This is a genomic window from Solwaraspora sp. WMMA2101 (assembly GCF_049179175.1).
GTDB lineage: Bacteria > Actinomycetota > Actinomycetes > Mycobacteriales > Micromonosporaceae > Micromonospora_E.
Map to the genome: position 1 here is coordinate 5,295,582 of NZ_JBMHMA010000006.1, position 16,918 is coordinate 5,312,499.

The 16,918-nt window shown below is 72.2% G+C and carries 18 protein-coding genes; 14 read left to right on the forward strand and 4 right to left on the reverse strand.

From position 1 onward, the window contains the following. Window positions 1–104: 104 nt before the first annotated feature. Together ACN28F_RS25100 and ACN28F_RS25105 are read left to right on the forward strand one after the other, a co-directional pair. Window positions 105–530 carry a helix-turn-helix domain-containing protein gene (locus tag ACN28F_RS25100; protein ID WP_289210317.1) on the forward strand — a complete coding sequence of 142 codons (426 nt, stop codon included), beginning with the start codon at window positions 105–107 and terminating at the stop codon, window positions 528–530. 9 nt (window positions 531–539) lie between these two features. Further along, window positions 540–956, forward strand: coding sequence for a VOC family protein (locus tag ACN28F_RS25105; RefSeq protein WP_289210318.1), 417 nt, complete (start codon window positions 540–542; stop codon window positions 954–956). Between the two features lie 93 nt (window positions 957–1,049). On the opposite strand, the gene ACN28F_RS25110 is transcribed toward ACN28F_RS25105, so the two are convergent. Continuing rightward, the gene (locus ACN28F_RS25110; RefSeq protein WP_289210319.1) at window positions 1,050–1,223 is read right to left on the reverse strand and encodes a hypothetical protein; all 174 of its coding nucleotides are present in this window, start codon (window positions 1,221–1,223) and stop codon (window positions 1,050–1,052) included. Here ACN28F_RS25110 and ACN28F_RS25115 point away from each other — a divergent pair. Beyond that, the gene (locus ACN28F_RS25115; protein ID WP_421359979.1) at window positions 1,222–1,488 is read left to right on the forward strand and encodes a hypothetical protein; all 267 of its coding nucleotides are present in this window, start codon (window positions 1,222–1,224) and stop codon (window positions 1,486–1,488) included. The genes ACN28F_RS25110 and ACN28F_RS25115 overlap by 2 nt on opposite strands. 33 nt (window positions 1,489–1,521) lie before the next feature. On the opposite strand, the gene ACN28F_RS25120 is transcribed toward ACN28F_RS25115, so the two are convergent. Further along, window positions 1,522–1,740, reverse strand: a complete 219-nt coding sequence (locus tag ACN28F_RS25120) for a DUF397 domain-containing protein (RefSeq protein WP_281551022.1) — start codon at window positions 1,738–1,740, stop codon at window positions 1,522–1,524. Between the two features lie 111 nt (window positions 1,741–1,851). On the opposite strand from ACN28F_RS25120, the gene pepN reads away from it, so the two are divergent. The 9 genes from pepN to ACN28F_RS25165 all read left to right on the forward strand — a co-directional run bounded on the left by pepN (window position 1,852) and on the right by ACN28F_RS25165 (window position 12,662). After that, a complete protein-coding gene (gene pepN, locus ACN28F_RS25125; RefSeq protein WP_421359982.1) occupies window positions 1,852–4,425 on the forward strand; it encodes an aminopeptidase N in 2,574 nt (857 codons plus the stop codon). Between the two features lie 57 nt (window positions 4,426–4,482). Continuing rightward, on the forward strand, window positions 4,483–5,094 hold the full coding sequence (gene nadD / locus ACN28F_RS25130) for a nicotinate-nucleotide adenylyltransferase (RefSeq protein ID WP_289210322.1): 612 nt from the start codon (window positions 4,483–4,485) through the stop codon (window positions 5,092–5,094). Between the two features lie 111 nt (window positions 5,095–5,205). Then, window positions 5,206–5,604, forward strand: coding sequence for a ribosome silencing factor (rsfS, locus tag ACN28F_RS25135; RefSeq protein WP_289210323.1), 399 nt, complete (start codon window positions 5,206–5,208; stop codon window positions 5,602–5,604). Continuing rightward, the gene (locus tag ACN28F_RS25140) at window positions 5,601–6,230 is read left to right on the forward strand and encodes a histidine phosphatase family protein (protein WP_289210324.1); all 630 of its coding nucleotides are present in this window, start codon (window positions 5,601–5,603) and stop codon (window positions 6,228–6,230) included. Before rsfS ends, ACN28F_RS25140 begins: the two co-directional genes overlap by 4 nt. A 64-nt stretch (window positions 6,231–6,294) precedes the next feature. Then, window positions 6,295–7,221, forward strand: coding sequence for a DegV family protein (locus tag ACN28F_RS25145; RefSeq protein WP_289210325.1), 927 nt, complete (start codon window positions 6,295–6,297; stop codon window positions 7,219–7,221). 163 nt (window positions 7,222–7,384) lie between these two features. Then, window positions 7,385–8,290 carry a ComEA family DNA-binding protein gene (locus ACN28F_RS25150; RefSeq protein ID WP_421359985.1) on the forward strand — a complete coding sequence of 302 codons (906 nt, stop codon included), beginning with the start codon at window positions 7,385–7,387 and terminating at the stop codon, window positions 8,288–8,290. Further along, window positions 8,287–10,791: a ComEC/Rec2 family competence protein gene (locus ACN28F_RS25155; protein WP_289210327.1), complete on the forward strand. Its 2,505-nt coding sequence runs from the start codon at window positions 8,287–8,289 to the stop codon at window positions 10,789–10,791. The genes ACN28F_RS25150 and ACN28F_RS25155 overlap by 4 nt, the downstream gene beginning before the upstream one ends. 156 nt (window positions 10,792–10,947) lie before the next feature. Continuing rightward, window positions 10,948–11,931: a DNA polymerase III subunit delta gene (holA, locus tag ACN28F_RS25160; RefSeq protein ID WP_289210328.1), complete on the forward strand. Its 984-nt coding sequence runs from the start codon at window positions 10,948–10,950 to the stop codon at window positions 11,929–11,931. Beyond that, window positions 11,928–12,662: a hypothetical protein gene (locus ACN28F_RS25165; protein ID WP_289210329.1), complete on the forward strand. Its 735-nt coding sequence runs from the start codon at window positions 11,928–11,930 to the stop codon at window positions 12,660–12,662. Before holA ends, ACN28F_RS25165 begins: the two co-directional genes overlap by 4 nt. A gap of 163 nt (window positions 12,663–12,825) precedes the next feature. On the opposite strand, the gene rpsT is transcribed toward ACN28F_RS25165, so the two are convergent. Together rpsT and ACN28F_RS25175 are read right to left on the reverse strand one after the other, a co-directional pair. Continuing rightward, window positions 12,826–13,092 carry a 30S ribosomal protein S20 gene (rpsT, locus tag ACN28F_RS25170; RefSeq protein WP_289210330.1) on the reverse strand — a complete coding sequence of 89 codons (267 nt, stop codon included), beginning with the start codon at window positions 13,090–13,092 and terminating at the stop codon, window positions 12,826–12,828. A gap of 210 nt (window positions 13,093–13,302) precedes the next feature. Then, window positions 13,303–14,310, reverse strand: coding sequence for a phosphotransferase (locus ACN28F_RS25175; RefSeq protein ID WP_289210331.1), 1,008 nt, complete (start codon window positions 14,308–14,310; stop codon window positions 13,303–13,305). Between the two features lie 163 nt (window positions 14,311–14,473). On the opposite strand from ACN28F_RS25175, the gene lepA reads away from it, so the two are divergent. After that, the gene (gene lepA / locus ACN28F_RS25180) at window positions 14,474–16,360 is read left to right on the forward strand and encodes a translation elongation factor 4 (protein ID WP_289210332.1); all 1,887 of its coding nucleotides are present in this window, start codon (window positions 14,474–14,476) and stop codon (window positions 16,358–16,360) included. Further along, window positions 16,357–16,917 (forward strand): NUDIX hydrolase, encoded by a 561-nt coding sequence (locus ACN28F_RS25185; RefSeq protein WP_421359987.1) that lies wholly within the window; start codon window positions 16,357–16,359, stop codon window positions 16,915–16,917. The genes lepA and ACN28F_RS25185 overlap by 4 nt, the downstream gene beginning before the upstream one ends. Window position 16,918: the final 1 nt, after the last annotated feature.

The window sequence follows — 16,918 nt, forward strand, 5'->3', positions numbered from 1 at the left end:
ATTTGTGCGCGTACGTGCTCATTCGTCGGGCTGTGCGCGTACGTGCACCAGTGGTGGAGCCGGCGAGCGCGAATCCTGTCCGGGTGGGCTGGTGTAATGGCGCTGTGAGCCGTGCGGTCGAGGAGTCCAACCGTCGGATGCTGCGCGCCCGCGACGCCATGGACCGGGCGTACGCCGAACCGCTGGACATCCCGACGCTGGCCCGCATCGCGTTCGTGTCCCCGGCACACTTCATCCGCACCTTCCGGGCCACGTTCGGCGAGACGCCGCACCGCTACCTGCAGCGGCGCCGGGTGGAGCGGGCGATGTTCCTGTTGCGCGACAGCGAGCGCAGCGTGACCGAGATCTGCATGGCGGTCGGGTTCACCAGCCTCGGCACCTTCAGCCGTACGTTCCACGACATCGTTGGCGAGTCGCCGACGGCGTACCGGCGCCGGGCCGTCCCGCTGAGCGCGCCGGGCTGCTTCGCGATGGCCTACTGCCGACCCGCGTCACTTTTGGATAAGCCCGAGGGTGCCGGCGCGGGTTAGCGTGATTCCATGCTGAACAAGACGCGTATTTCGCATATTTTCGTCTTCGACCAGGACGAAGCGCTCGAGTTCTACGTCGGCAAGCTCGGCCTGGAGGTGGCCGACGACATCGACATGGGCTTCATGCGCTGGCTGACCGTGCGGGTGCCCGGCGACGACCCGGACCGGATCATCCTGCTGGAGAAGCCCGGCCCGCCGGCGATGGACGCCGCCACCGCCGCGCAGGTCCGCGAGCTGATCGCCAAGGGGGCGAGTGGATTCTCGGTCGGCTTCACCACCGACGACGCCCGCAAGACCTTCGACGAGCTCAAGGCCAAGGGCGTCGAGCTGACCGACGGGCCGAACGAGCGGCCGTACGGCACCGACTTCGGTGGCCGGGACCCGTTCGGCAACAACTTCCGGATCGTCCAGATGCCCACCGCCTGACCTGGCTCGCCTCGGTGCGGTCGGCAGTCAAGATCAGTTGATGTAGAACCGTACGACACGCCGGCAGCATCCCGGTTCTACATCAACTGATCTTCAAGCTCGACGACGAATCAGCCGACCGCCGAACAGGTGCGGTGCCGAGCTGGGCAGGGCGAAGACCGCGGCGGGGACCTCGTCGACCGTACGCCCGACGAGCTGGCCGCCACCGACGTCGAGATCGACGGCTGGACCGGGGCGGCCGGCGGCGTTACCGCTCGGCTTCACCATGCACGTCGCCTTCGGCACGCAGACCCTGGCCGACGCCCGCGAGCAGGCGGTGCGGTACGTGGAAGGGCTGGCGATCCTGCGGCCCGCGGTGGCCCTCGGCGTGGCCCGGCTGTCCTACGCGGACGCCTGGCACCTGGCCGAGCCGCTGTTCTGCGGGGCGGTCGGGCCGGACGGCGAGACCTGTGTCGACGTACCCGAACATCCCGGCTTCCACCGCGCGGCCGGGATCAACGGGCTGAGCTGGGGTGGCGGCGACCCGGGGTAGACCGTGCGTCCCGGGGCCGCCGCGACCACGGGGTCACTCCAGGTCGAACTCGCCGTCCTGGGCGCCGGCGACGAACGCGTCCCACTCGGCCTGAGTGAAGACCAGGATCGGGCCGTCCGGCTCGGCCGAGTTACGCATCCCGATCAGGTCGTCGACGAACGCGATCTCGACCGCGCCCTCGGAGTCGTCACCTTCGGCCCGCTGCCACACCGCACGGGACAGGTCGAAATCGCCCTTGGGGTGCTGCGCCATCGTCGACTCCTTCTGCACGGGAACACACGCGGGTGATGTCGGGCGGTACACGCCCGGTTACCGGCACAGGCTAGCCGCCGCCGCTGCCCGGGCGTGCGGCAGGATGGTCGGATGCCGAGCCTGACCCGCGCCGAGGCCGTCGAGCGCGCCGCGACGATCACCGTCGAGTCGTACACCATCGACCTCGACCTGACCACCGGCGACACCGAGTTCGGGTCGACCAGCGTGATCGAGTTCCAGGCCACGCCGGGAGCGGCGACGTTCGTCGAGGTCGCTCCCGTGACGCTGACCCGGGTACGGCTCAACGACGTCGATCTCGACCCTGCGACGCTCGACGACAACCGGATCCCGCTGACCGGGCTGGCCGGGCACAACACGCTGACCGTGCAGGCGCGGATGGCGTACTCGAACTCAGGGCAGGGGCTGCACCGCTTCGTGGACCCCGCAGACGGCGAGACCTACCTGTACGCCATGTCGTTCCTGGACGACGCGCCGCGCATCTTCGCCTGCTTCGACCAGCCCGACCTGAAGGCGCCGGTACGGCTGCGGGTCACCGCGCCGCCGCAGTGGACGGTCGCGGCCAACGGCCAACCGACCGGGCAACCGGTCGACGGGCGCTGGGAGTTCGCGCCGACGGCGCCGCTGGCGACGTACTTCGTGACCCTGATCGCCGGGCCGTACCACGCCCGCCACGCTGAGCACGACGGTGTCCCGCTGGCGGTCTACTGCCGGCGGTCCCTCGCCGAACATCTGGACGCCGACGTCGAGGAGATCTTCACGGTCACCCGGCAGTGCCTGGACCGGTTCCACGAGCTGTTCGGCGTGCGCTATCCGTTCGGCGGGTACGGGCAGGCGTTCGTGCCCGAGTTCAACGCCGGCGCGATGGAGAACCCGGGCCTGGTGACCTTCCGCGACGACTACGTCTTCCGGTCTGCGGTCACCGACCGGGAACGGGAACGGCGGGCCACCACGATCGCCCACGAGATGGCCCACATGTGGTTCGGTGACCTGGTCACCATGCGCTGGTGGGACGACCTGTGGCTGAACGAGTCGTTCGCCGAGTACCTCGGGGTGCGGGTGACCGCCGAGGCGACCCGGTTCACCGACGCCTGGGCCACCTTCGGCATTCTCTACAAGTCGTCGGGGTACGCGGCGGACCAGCGTCCGTCCACCCACCCGGTCGCGCCGCAGGAGGTCGCCGACGCGGCTCAGGCGCTGCTGAACTTCGACGGCATCTCGTACGCCAAGGGGGCGTCGGTGCTGCGCCAGCTGGTGGCCTGGCTGGGCGACGAGCCGTTCCTGGCCGGGCTGCGGGCCCATTTCGCCGCCCACCGGTTCGGCAACGCCACCCTGGCCGACCTGCTCGACGCGCTGACCAGGTCCAGTGGTCGGGACCTGTCCGACTGGGCGGCGCGGTGGCTACGCCAGGCGCAGGTGAACACGATCCGTGCCGAGGTGACCGTCGACGAGGCTGGCCGCTACCAGCAGGTCGCCCTGGTACAGACCGCCCCGGACAGCCACCCGGTGCTGCGGCCGCACCGGATCGGCCTCGGTCTGTTCGACGCCGCTGCGACCGCCGACCGGCCGGTGACGCGGCGGGCCGCGCTGACGGTCGACCTGGACCCGGACGTCGACGGTGGCCGTACCCTGGTGCCGGCGCTGGTCGGCGAGCCGGCAGCCGACCTGCTGCTGCTCAACGACGGCGATCTGGCGTACGCCAAGGTGCGGCTCGACCCGGGATCGGCGGCCGCGCTGCCGGCGCTGCTGCCCGGTATCACCGACCCGCTGGCCCGGGCGCTGTCGTGGACCGCCACCCTGGACGCGGTCCGCGACGCACAGCAGCCGGTGGCCGCGCTGGCCGAGCTGATCGAGCAGGCCCTGCCGGCCGAGACCGCAGTGGTCGTCGTCGAGGACGTGCTCCGGCTGAGCCGGTCGATCATCGACAGGTACGCGCACTCCGTGGACCGGCCGGCGCTGCGGTCCCGGCTCGCCGCCGCCTGTGCGCGACTGCTGGCCGCCGCGCCGCAGGACGGTTCAGCGCGGTCGGCCGCGCCGCAGGACGGTTCGGTGCGGTTGGCGGCCGCGCGGGGCGCGATCGCCGCGAGCGCGGACGTCGACCTGTTGCGGGGGTGGCTGGTGGGGCGGGCGGTGCCGGACGGGGTCGCCGTCGACGCCGAACTGCGCTGGCTGCTGCTGTACCGGTTGGCGGTGCTCGGTGGGGTCGAGGCGGCCGACATCGACGCCGAGCTGGGGCGCGACCGCAGCGCGGCCGGTGAGCAGTGGGCGGCGAAGTGCCGGGCGGCGCTGCCGGACGTCGCGGGCAAGGAGCGGGTCTGGCAGTCGATCGTCGCCGACGTCAGCCTGTCGAACCGGATCGTCGAGGCGTACGCCGAAGGGTTCTGGCAGCCGGAGCAGGCCGAGTTGACCGCCCCGTACGTCGATCGGTATGTCGCCGACATGCCGGCCGCGACCCGGCGGCGTTCGGCGTGGCTGGCCGACCAGGTGGCGCAGTTGGCCTTCCCGCAGTACGCGGTGAGCGAGCAGACCCGTACGGCGGCCGCCGCGCTGCTCGCCCGCGACGACCTCACCCCTGGGCTGCGGCGGGTGGTGACCGACGCCGCCGATGATCTGGACCGGGCGCTGGCTGCCCGCCGTCGGTACAAAGCGGGAGCAGGCACCCGTTAGTGTTGCCTACGCCACGCGACGGCCTGTTCATGGAGATCATCGGCATACGATTCTTCGATGGACGTTGGCACCCGTCGGGTCGGCATCATGGGCGGCACTTTCGATCCGATCCACCAGGGGCATCTGGTGGCGGCCAGCGAGGTGGCGGAGCGGTTCGCGCTCGACGAGGTGGTCTTCGTCCCGACCGGGGATCCGTGGGAGAAGGCCGGGTTGACGGTCAGCTCGGCCGAGGACCGGTATCTGATGACGGTGATCGCGACGGCATCCAACCCGCGTTTCCAGGTCAGCCGGGCGGACATCGACCGGCCGGGGCCGACGTACACCGTCGACACGCTGCGCGACCTGCAGGCGGTGTACGGACCGAAGGCGCAGCTGTTCTTCATCACCGGCGCGGACGCCCTGGAGAAGATCCTGTCCTGGAAAGACACCGACGCGATGTTCGAGCTGGCGCACTTCATCGGGGTGACCCGGCCGGGCTTCGAGTTGTCCGACGCGCACCTGCCGGCCGACACGGTGACCCTGGTCGAGGTGCCGGCGATGGCGATCTCGTCGACCGAGTGCCGGGCGCGGGTCGCCGCCGGCAAGCCGCTGTGGTACCTCGTGCCGGACGGTGTGGTGCAGTACATCGCCAAACGCCGGCTGTACGAGCCGGAATCTTCGAGTGAATGATACGCCTTTCTAGTAGTTTGGGCGCTTCATACCGATTACCGCCTCGGCCGAGTGTGAGAGGCTAGAGCAGCGAAAGTCGCCTAGCTGAAGGAGTGTTGTCGAGGTGATCCGATGAGCGCCTCAGAGCGCGCGCGGGAGCTGGCCCTCACGGCCGCCCAGGCCGCTGCCGACAAGAAGGCGCAGGACATCGTCGTCATCGACGTGGCCGACCGGATGGCGATCACCGACGCCTTCGTGCTCGCCTCGGCACCCAACGAGCGCCAGGTGCTGGCGATCGTCGACGCCATCGAGGAGAGCCTGGTCGGGCTGCCGGAGAAGGCCAAGCCGATCCGCCGCGAAGGTGACCGCGCCGGCCGGTGGGTGCTGCTCGACTTCAACGACATCGTCGTGCACGTCCAGCACACCGAGGAGCGCGAGTTCTACGCGCTCGACCGGCTCTGGAAGGACTGCCCGGTGATTCCGTTCGTCGACCGGGACCTGGTCGACGCCGAGGCCGGCGCTGCCGAATGACCCGGCTGATCGTCTGGCGGCACGGCAACACCGACTGGAACGCCGGCGACCGGGTGCAGGGCCAGACCGACACCGCCCTCAACGACCTCGGTCGGTCGCAGGCCGTCGCCGCCGCGCCGCTGCTGGCGGCACTGCGACCGGACGCGATCGTCGCCAGCGACCTGCAGCGCGCCGCCGACACCGCGGCGGCGCTGGTGGCCCTCACCGGCCTGCCGGTGCGCACCGACCGCCGGCTACGCGAGCGCTACTACGGCCTCTGGCAAGGGCTCACCATGACGACCATCGCCGAACGGTTCCCCACCGAGCACGCCCGCTGGCGCTCCGGCGACCAGGCACCCGGCTGCGAGGTGGAAAGCCTCGACGACCTCGGCAAACGAGTCGGCGAAGCGCTGCAGGACGCCGCTGACACCGCCCCCGGTGGCACGGTCGTCGTCGCCACCCACGGCGGCGCCGCCCGGCAGGGCTGCGGCCACCTGCTCGGCTGGGGCACCGACGTGCTGCGCACGGTCGCCCCGCTGCAGAACTGCCACTGGACCGAGTTGCGGCACGATCCGGCGCGTGGCTGGCAGTTGCGGGCACACAACGTCGGGGTCACCAGCACCCGGGACATTCCGGCACCGGTGTGACCAGGCGCGGGCCGCGCGTCGGTCCGTCCCGGCGGTCAGGGTGATCATCGGCTACCGTGCCGGAATGCCCGTCGCGGTCGTCACCGACTCCACCGCCTACCTGCCCGGTACGCTGGCAGACCGGCCCAGCCTCACGGTGGTGCCGTTGACCGTGGTCGTCGACGGCGTCGCTCACCAGGAAGGCCTCGACCTCACCCCGGCCGACGTGGCCCGGGCGCTGTCGGTCCGTCGACCGGCGGTCAGCACCTCCCGACCCGCACCGGAGCAGTTCGTCGAGACGTACCGGCGGCTGCTCGCCACCGACGGCCCGCAGGCCACCGACGACCGGGACGGCCCGCGTACCCAGGGAGGTTCGGACGGTCCGGCGGGCCGGGCGTCGGCGATCGTGTCGGTGCACCTGTCCGCCGAACTCTCCGGCACCGTGGAGGCCGCCGAACTGGCGGCCCGCGAGGTCGGGCCGGACCGGGTCGCCGTGGTGGACAGCGGCTCGACCGGGATGGGCCTCGGCTTTCCCGCCCTGGCCGCGGCCGCCGTCGCGGCCGCCGGTGGTGACCTGCACGAGGTACGGTCTGCGGCGGTCGAGACAGCGGCCCGGACCCGGACCTTGTTCTACGTCGACACGTTGGAGCACCTGCGGCGGGGCGGGCGGATCACCGCCGCCTCCGCGCTACTGGGTACCGCGCTGTCGGTGAAGCCGATCCTGCACATGCAGGACGGGCGGATCGTGCTGCGCGACAAGGTCCGTACCGCCACCAGGGCGCTGGCGAAGCTGGTGGATCTGGCCTGGGCGGAAGCCGGGGACGCGGTGGCGGTCGACGTCGCCGTACACCATCTGGGCGATCCGGACCGCGCCACGATGCTGCTCGCCCAACTGGCCGAGCGCCTCGGCGACCGGTTGCGGGACAGCTACGTGGCGCCGATCGGCGCGGTGGTGACCGCGCACGCCGGACCCGGCCTGGTGTCGATCGTGGTGCACCGGCGCGCCGGTTAGGCGGCCCGGACAAGGCCCGGGGCGGCCTGGTCGGGCCGGGGCGGCGGCCTGCGCATTAGCACACTGCGGCTCGACGTGTCGCCCCGTCCACAGGGGCAGCGGTTGTCCACAGGTGGCATCCGGGCGATGCGCGTACGCCGAGCGGGTTGCCTAGCTTCGGGGCGTGACCGACCACGACACAGTCCGGCGCCGGCTGGCCCGACTCCGCCAGCCGGTGGACCGCTCGCCGTCCCCCTCGTCATTCGTGGACCTGGGTGGCCCCGGCGGGCCGACCGATCCGGTGGACCGCCTCGGCTCCACCGACGGTGTCGACGGCGAGTCCGACGACGATCCCGCCGAGTGGGAGCAGCCTCTCGACGACGGGCGCGCGACCGGCGGGCCGGGTCGGCTGGCGGCCTTCGATCCCGGTCACCGGGGAGTCAGGGCCCTCGCGGCCGTCGCTGTCGTGGTGGTGGCCGTCGCCGCGTTCCTGGCCTGGCGGTCCCGGCCACCGGTCGACCCGGTGTCGCCGCCTGCGGCGACGGCTGGCAGCGCCGCCCCGGGCAGCGCCGCCCCGGTCAGCGGCGGTCCGCCGACCGGAGCGGCGACAGCCGACCCCGCCGCAGGCACCGCGTCAGCCGAGGTGGTCGTCGCCGTGACCGGTCGGGTCCACCGGCCCGGCCTGGTGACCCTGCCCGCCGGGGCGCGGGTCGCCGACGCGCTGGCTGCGGCGGGCGGCGCGCTGCCCGGCACCGACCTCGCCTGGCTCAACCTGGCCCGACAGGTCACCGACGGTGAGCTGGTCGCGGTCGGCGTCACCCCGCCGCCCGGTGTGGTGCTCGACCCCGGCGGGCACAGTGGCGGCGGGCACAGCGGCGCGGGCAGTGCCGTCGGTGGGGGCAAGGTCAACCTGAACAGCGCCACCCTGCAGCAGCTGGAGACCCTGCCCGGGGTCGGGCCGGTGCTCGCCCAGCGCATCATCGACCACCGCGAGCGGGTCGGCGGGTTCGGGACGGTCGCCGATCTGCGCGAGGTCAGTGGGATCGGCGATGCCCGGTTCGAGCAGTTGCGTGACCTGGTGATCGTGTGAGCAGCGGCCGGGGTGGCCCCACCGATCTGCCCGACCTGCGGTTGGCCGGGTTCGCGACGGCCTGCTGGCTGGCCGCACTCGTGGTCGTGTACGGATCCGTCAGCCGTGGTGTGGCACTGATCGTCGGAGGCCTGGTGGTCGCGGTCGGGCTGGTCGCCGGGATGTCGATCATCCGCCGGGCGCGGTGCCGCCCACCCGGTCGGGAAGATGGCCGCTGGTCGGGTCGGGCGTGGTGGCACCGGTCCCGTAGGTTCGGCTGGATCGGGGTGGCCCTGGCGATCGGCGTCGTCTGCGGGAGCGCGGCGGCGACCGCCCAGGTCGCGGTCCGGGATGCTCGCGCGCTCGCCGACCTGGTCGACGCGCACGCGGCGGTCACCGTCGACCTGGTCGTCCGCGACGACCCACGGCAGATCCGGTCTGCGGTCGCCGGCCCGGCGCTCTGGCTCGTCACGACCCGGCTGGTCGTGGTGCGACCGGCCGACGTCGGGTCGCGGCAGCCGGCCACCGCTGCGGACCAGGGAATCGACGCGGCGCAGGGGTCCGTCGTCAGCGGCCGGTTCGCCATCGGGGTCCGGCTGCTGGTGCTGGGCACCAGCGGAGGCTGGGCCGGCCTGCTGCCCGGTCAGCAGATCCGGGTCGACGGCCGGTTGATGCCACCCCGAGGCGGCGACCTCACGGCGGCGGTGCTCTCGACCGATGCCGAGCCGGTGCCACACGGCCGGCCGAGCCTGGCGCAGCGGGCCGCCGGAGCGCTTCGAGCCGGCCTGCAGGACGCCTGCGCCGAGCTGGCCGATGAGCCGGGTGGCCTGTTGCCGGGCCTCGTGGTGGGCGACACCAGCCGACTCGACGCCGGCGTCGAGGAGGATTTCCGGGCCACCGGGCTGACCCATCTGGTAGCGGTGAGCGGTTCCAACGTCGCGATCATCGTGGGGTTCGTGCTGCTGCTGGTGAGATGGTGTCGGGCCGGTCCCGGGCTGGCGGCTGCGGCCTGCGCCGTCGCGCTGGTCGGCTTCGTGATCCTGGCCCGTCCGTCGCCGAGCGTCGTGCGCGCCGGTCTGATGGGTGCCATAGCGTTGCTCGCGTTGGCGACCGGTCGGCAACGGGCGGCACTGCCCGCGCTGGCGACCACCGTGGCGGTGCTGGTCATGATCGATCCACAGTTGGCGGTCGACGCGGGCTTCGCCCTGTCCGTCCTGGCGACGGGAGGGTTGTTGCTGCTCGCCCCCCGGTGGCGGGACGCGCTGGTGGCGCGTGGCATGCCGCAGGGAGTGGCCGATGCCCTGGTGATCCCGGCCGCCGCCCAGTTCGCCTGCACGCCGGTGGTGGCGGGACTCTCCGGCACGGTGAGCCTCGTCGCCGTACCGGCGAATCTGCTGGCGGTGCCGGCGATCGCGCCGGCGACGGTCTGTGGCGTCGCCGCCGCCGTCGCCTCCGTCGTCTGGCCGGCCGGAGCCGAGTTCGTGGCGTGGGTCGGTCACTGGCCGGCGTGGTGGTTGGTGCTGGTCGCACGGCACGGCGCGGCGACACCAGCGGGCGCACTGCCGTGGCCCGACGGGGTGGCCGGAGCCTTGTCACTGGCGGCGTTGTCGGTCGCCGTACTGCTGCTCGCGCGGCATGGGCTCACCCGTCGGTTGCTGGCGGTCGTCGCCGTCGGGTCGGTGATCGGGGCGCTGCCGGTGCGGCTCGTCGCGCCGGGTTGGCCACCGGCCGGCTGGGTGGTGGCGGTCTGCGCGGTCGGTCAGGGCGATGTCGTGGTGCTGCCGGCGGGTCCGCGTACCGCCGTCGTGGTCGACGCCGGTCCGAACCCGGCGGCGGCCGACCGGTGCCTGCGCCGACTGCGTGTCCGGTCGGTGTCGTTGCTGGTCGTCAGCCACTTTCACGCCGACCATGTGGCCGGCGTCGCGGGTGTGCTGCGGCACCGGCAGGTGGGTGCGGTGGCCACGACCGGCTGGTTGGAGCCGGCGGCCGGGCGGGACGCCGTGCGACTGGCCGCGGCACGTGCCGGGGTCGCGGTCGGTGCGGTGCCGGCCGGCTGGACCTACCGGTACGGGCCGGTCGAGCTGGTGGTCCTCGGGCCGGTCGAGCCGTTCGTCGGAACCCGGTCCGATCCGAACAACAATTCGTTGATGCTCCTCGCGACGGTTCGTGGGGTGCGGATCCTGCTCACCGGGGACGCCGAACACGAGTCGCAGCGCGCGTTGCTGGAGCGGTTCGGTCCGGCGGGGCTGCGGGCCGACGTACTCAAGGTGGCCCATCATGGGTCGGCGCTGCAGGAGGTGGCATTCCTGGACGCCGTCGATCCGGCCGTCGCGGTGGTGCCGGTCGGGGCGGGCAACCGGTACGGCCATCCGGATCCGGGGGTGCTCACCCGGCTGGTGGCCGGCGGCGCGCGGGTGCTGCGGACCGATCTGGACGGCGACCTTGCGGTGGTGCGCCGCGACGGCCGGCTGGCGGTGTCGACCCGCCCCCTGGACGCCACCGACGGCGGTCCGGGCCGCTAGCCGCGACGTCCGTGGACGGCAGCATGGCCGACTCGCCGATCGGTCCGTGGCGGTTGGTCGTAACTCGACAATAAATGTCCCTATTATCGAAGAGTGATCGAACCGCTACGCAGAGCCAAAGTGGGGGTTGTTGTGGCCGCTACGGGCCGTGCGAACATGGCGGGCGTGAATCTTGCCGCACCGCCCGCCGTCCTGCTCGTGCTGGGCGACGAGGAACTGCTGTCCACCCGGGCGGTGTCCGACGCCGTCCAGGTCGCCCGGGCCGCTGACCCCGACGCCGACGTGCGCGAGTACGAGGCCGGTACGGTCGCCGCCGGCGAAGTCGCCGAGATGCTCAGCCCGTCGCTGTTCGGCGGACGCCGGCTGCTCGTGCTGCGCAGCGGGCAGGACGCCCGCAAGGACCTCGTCACCGCCCTGCTGGCATACGCGAAACAGCCCGACCCTGAGGTGACCCTGGTGGTCACCCACGCTGGCGGGGCCAAGGGAAAGGCGTTCGCCGACGGGCTGCGCGCCGCCGGAGCCACCGTGGTGCCGGCGGCCAAACTCAAGGGCCATCGCGAACGGGTCGCCTTCGTCCGTGACGAGTTCCGGCGTGCCGGCGGCCGGTGCACCGACGACGCCGCCGAGGCGCTGCTCGCCGCCGTCGGCAACGACCTGCGTGAGCTGTCGGCGGCGTGTGCCCAGCTGATGGCGGACACCACCGGGCGGATCGACGCGTCGACAGTGGGGCGGTACTACCGGGGGCGTGCCGAGGTCAGCGGCTTCACCGTCGCGGACGCGGCGATCATCGGCGATGTGCCCGGCGCGTTGGAGGCCCTGCGGTGGGCGCTGCACGTCGGAGTGGATCCGGTGCCGATCGCCGACGCGCTGGCCGACGGTGTCCGTACCGTCGCCCGGGTCGCCTCGGCCGGCCGGGGGAGTCCGTACCAACTGGCGAGCAGCCTCGGCATGCCCGCCTGGAAGATCGAGCGGGCACAGCGACAGAGTCGAGGGTGGAGCCCGGAGGCGTTGGTCGACGCGATGCACGCGGCCGCCCGGTGCAACGCCGACGTCAAGGGCGGCTCCGACGACCGCGGGTACGCCCTGGAACGGGCCGTGGTCGCGGTCGCACAGGCGCGGCGCGGCGGTGACCGCCGATGAGGTCGGCCCGGATCCAGCAGCGGTCGGCGCATCCCGGACCGGCGGCGTTCGCCCCGACGCCGGCCAACAACGTCGACGTGGAAGCGGATCTCGTCGGCGTCGACGCGGACCTCACCGGGATCGATGCGGACCTGGACGACGTCGACGACTTCCCGCCGCTCTACGCCCGGGTGCTGCGGCTGCGCCACCTTCGCCCCAACGGCCTGACCTGCCTGCTGTTCTTCGAGGGCAGTCTGGTCGTCGGTGGCCTGCTGGCCCTGGCTGAACTGATCCCGTGGTGGGGCATGTTCGTGCTGGCGGTGGCGGTGGCTGCCATGGTCAAGGTCAACGACGTGGTCGCCGCCGCCGTTCACCGCAGTGCCGAACTGGTCCCCGAGCGGGAGCAGGAACGGTTCCGCTGGGACATGACACCGGCGGTCGGCCGTACGCCCCGACCGGTGATCGGCGACCGGCCTGTCCTGCCGGGCCACGACGACGGAGTGCGGCCGGTCGTCGGACCGGGTATCCGGATCCGCCGGCTCGCCGGAGCCCACACCGGGGCGACGTCGGCGTCGACCCGCGCCGCGTTGGCGGCACCCACCGTCTACCTGGAGACGGTGCCGACCTACCTGGAGACGGTGCCGACGACCGACCCGGCGGGGTGCGCCGCGCTGGCTGGGCCGACGGTCCTGCTCGACGTGGTGCCGGGCGCCGCAGGTGCGCCACGGTCCGGCACCCAGGGCGGCGACTGACCGCGAGTGGTGTCAGGCCACGACCACAGCCGCGTGGCGTGACAGCCGCTCCGGGATCGACGTGGGCGGCGGCGACCGGCACGCCCGTCCATGACGACAGCGCGCGGTGCCGGTCAGCTGACCGGCACCGCGCGCTGCGGAAACGTCGGAGCGTCCGCGCCTGTCAGGAGGCGAGCGACTGCAGACGCTTGGCGATCGCCGACTTGCGGTTCGCCGCCTGGTTCTTGTGGATCACGCCCTTGCTGACCGCCTTGTCGAGCTTGCGGCTCGCTTCCCGCATCAGCGCTGCGGCCTGCTCGGAGTCACCGCTCGTGCTGGCCTCGTTGAACTTGCGGACGGCGGTCTTCAGCGCCGACTTGACCGACTTGTTGCGCAGCCGACGCTTCTCGTTCTGCCGGTTGCGCTTGATCTGGGACTTGATGTTCGCCACGCGACAGCCTCGCCCTGCTCATCCGAAATCGAAAACGACCAAATGACAATCCGCCTGTGGCGTACGTCGCCGCCGACGCACCCGCTGGCGTGGGGGAGGGCGACTGGGCCCTGCCGCAGACGACGGCGATGCATACTGGCGGCGCGTGTCGCCACGCGCGAAAAGCCAGGCTACCAGTTGACCTGGCCGGCGGCCAAAACGGCCCACGGGTCAGGGTGCCGACCAGCCCTGCCGGTGCGCCAACCAGCTGAGCGCGGTCTCGCCGCTGAACCGTTGATGGGTGCGCGCGTGCGGCGACGCACCGGTCGGCCCGGCGGCGGAGCGGGTCAGCCAGTAGCCGGCCAACGCGGCCAGTGCGGCGTCCAGGCCGCCCGGTGGCGCGTCGGCCGAGGTGGGATGCGCGGCGAAGACCGCGTCCGCGTCCAGGCCGCTGGCGTACGCGGTGACCAGCAGGCTCGCCGTGTCGAACCAGGCCGGGCCGTGACACAGCCACGTCCAGTCACAGATCCAGGCCGTCCCGGCCCGGTCGATGAGAATGTTGTCCAGCCGCAGGTCGCCGTGGATCACTGCGTCGTCGACGACCAGATCGGGCAGGCGAGCCTCGATCGCGGCCAGCTCCGCCAGGTACCGCCGGACCAGTCGGTGGGTGTCGCCGCCGTCGGCCGGCAACGGGACCACCTCCCGGCCCGCCGCGATCTCCTGCCACCAGGCCAGGTCGGCGCGGGCAAGATCGGCCAGCCGGGGCAGGCCGACCCGGACGAGTCCCTCCGGCGGGCGCCGCAGCGCCGCAGCGGCACCCGCCCAGGCGCTCAGCGCGGCGTTGAGCTCCTCCGGCACCCACGGCAGCGCGGGCATCCGCCCGTCGACCGCGTCGAGGCAGAGCACGAAGTGGCCGGCGGTGGTCAACGTCCACCGGGGCCGGGCGGCGGGTACGGCCGGCGGCAGTTCGGCGGTCAGCGCCGCCTCGCGGGCGTACCAGTCGCTCAGATGGCGCTGCTGCACCAGCGACGCCGCCTTGACGAACACGCGCTCGCCGGCCGCCGTGGTGCAGACCGCAGCGAAGCCGCGGGTGAATCCGCCGCCGGCGCTGGTGGCCCAGGCCACCGGGCTGCCGAGCCGGCCGGAGATCGCCGCCCGGAGGTCGGCGGGTAGGTCCGCCCAGGTGGGTCGGACCGCTGTCGCGTCGTAGTTGATCGCGGGCAACCGCACTGTAGCCACCCCTCAATCCTGCCTCCTCGCCCGGCGCCTGCCCGGCAGCGGCGCACGGGCCACTGGTGGGCATGGCCGCCACCGGGTCGATCGGGGCGTGGGAACATAGGAGTCGACCGGCGGTGACGTCGGTGCAGACGACGTACTCTCCAGCCGAGCAGAACGGACCACCGTGCCACCGACGCCCGACTCCGGCGTGAACGCCCCTGGCGCCACCGATCCCGGCCGTATCCGCAACTTCTGCATCATCGCGCACATCGACCACGGTAAGTCGACCCTGGCCGACCGGATGTTGCAGCTCACCGAGGTCGTCGATCCCCGGCAGATGCGCGCGCAGTATCTGGACCGGATGGACATCGAGCGGGAACGCGGCATCACGATCAAGAGCCAGGCGGTACGGATGCCCTGGACCATCCGCGAGGGTGAGCGCCAGGGCGAGTCGGCGGTGTTGAACATGATCGACACCCCGGGGCACGTGGACTTCACCTACGAGGTGTCCCGGTCGTTGGCCGCCTGCGAAGGCGCGGTGCTGCTGGTTGACGCGGCGCAGGGCATCGAGGCGCAGACGCTGGCCAACCTCTACCTCGCGCTCGAGAACGACCTGCACGTCATCCCGGTACTCAACAAGATCGACCTGCCGGCGGCGCAGCCGGACAAGTACGCCGAGGAGCTGGCCCACCTGATCGGCGGAGATCCGGCCGACTGCATCCGGGTCTCCGGCAAGACCGGGGAGGGCGTCGCGCACCTGCTCGACGAGATCGTCCGCCAGTTCACCCCGCCGGTCGGCGACGCGGACGCGCCGGCCCGCGCGATGATCTTCGACTCGGTGTACGACGTCTACCGGGGCGTGGTCACCTACGTCCGGGTGATCGACGGGCGGATCGAGGCTCGGGACCGGATCAAGATGATGTCCACCGCAGCGGTGCACGAGCTGCTGGAGATCGGCGTCATCTCGCCTGAGATGATCAAGGCGCAGGCCCTCGGCGTCGGCGAGGTGGGGTACCTCATCACCGGCGTCAAGGACGTCCGGCAGTCCCGGGTGGGCGACACGGTCACCATCAACAGCCGGCCGGCCAGCGAGGCGCTCGGCGGTTACAAGGACCCCAAGCCGATGGTCTACTCCGGCCTGTACCCGATCGACGGGTCGGACTATCCGGCGTTGCGGGAGGCGCTGGACAAGCTCAAGCTCAACGACGCGGCACTGGCCTACGAGCCGGAGACCTCCGGTGCGCTCGGCTTCGGTTTCCGCTGCGGCTTTCTCGGGCTGCTGCACCTGGAGATCATCCGGGAGCGGCTGGAGCGCGAGTTCAACCTCGACCTCATCTCCACCGCACCGAACGTGGTCTACCGGGTGGTGCTGGAGGACGGGGAGACGATCACCGTCACCAACCCCAGCGAGTACCCGGTCGGCAAGATCGCCGAGGTGCACGAGCCGGTGGTCCGGGCCACCGTACTCACCCCGAACGACTTCGTCGGCGCGGTGATGGAGCTGTGCCAGGGGCGACGTGGCTCGCTGCAGGGCATGGACTACCTCTCCGCCGACCGGGTGGAGCTGCGCTACACACTGCCGCTCGCCGAGATCATCTTCGACTTCTTCGACCAGCTCAAGAGCCGGACCAAGGGCTACGCCTCGCTGGACTACGAGCCGTCCGGGGAGCAGCCGGCGGACCTGGTCAAGGTGGACATCCTGCTGCACGGCGAGCCGGTGGACGCCTTCAGCGCCATCGTGCACAAGGACAAGGCCTACGGGTACGGCACGACCATCGCGGCCAAGTTGCGGAGCCTGATCCCGCGCCAGCAGTTCGAGGTGCCGATCCAGGCGGCGATCGGCAGCCGGGTGATCGCCCGCGAGACGATCCGGGCGATCCGCAAGGACGTGCTCGCCAAGTGCTACGGCGGTGACATCAGCCGCAAGCGCAAGCTGCTGGAGAAGCAGAAGGAAGGCAAGAAGCGGATGAAGATGGTCGGTCGGGTGGAGGTGCCGCAGGAGGCCTTCATCGCCGCGCTGTCGACCTCCGACGGCCCGACCTCGGACGGGAAGTCCGGCGGTAAGCGGTGAGCCGGACGGGGCCCTCGCCGGCGGTGACCGGCTCCGGCGAGGCCCGGGGGTACGGTCCGGCCGCCGCGTACTGCCCGCGGTGCGGCAACCGGCTGGCCGGCCCGCCGCCGACATGCTGTGGGCGCTGCGCGTACCAGCTGTTCCACAACGCGCGGCCGGCGACCAACGTGATCGTGCTGGACGCGACGGGCACCCGGTTCCTGGCCATCCGGCGGGCCCGGCCGCCACGGGCGGGCTGGTGGGAGACCCCGGGCGGGTTCTGCGACGGCGCGGAGCATCCGGCGGCGGCGGCCGTGCGGGAGTGCCGTGAGGAGCTCGGCGCCGAGGTCGAGCTGGGCGAACTGGTCGGGCTCTACCCCGGCGAGTACGAGTTCCAGGACGAGGTGCTGACCGTACTCGAGTGTTTCTACCTCGCCACGCTCGTCGGCGGGCAGCTGCGGCCGGACGCGGCCGAGGCGAGCGCCACCGCCTGGTTTCCGCTGGACGCGCCGCCACCGTTGGCCTTCGCCACCATGGACGCGGCGGTCCGGGACGTGGCGGCGTCGCTGCGGCGATGAG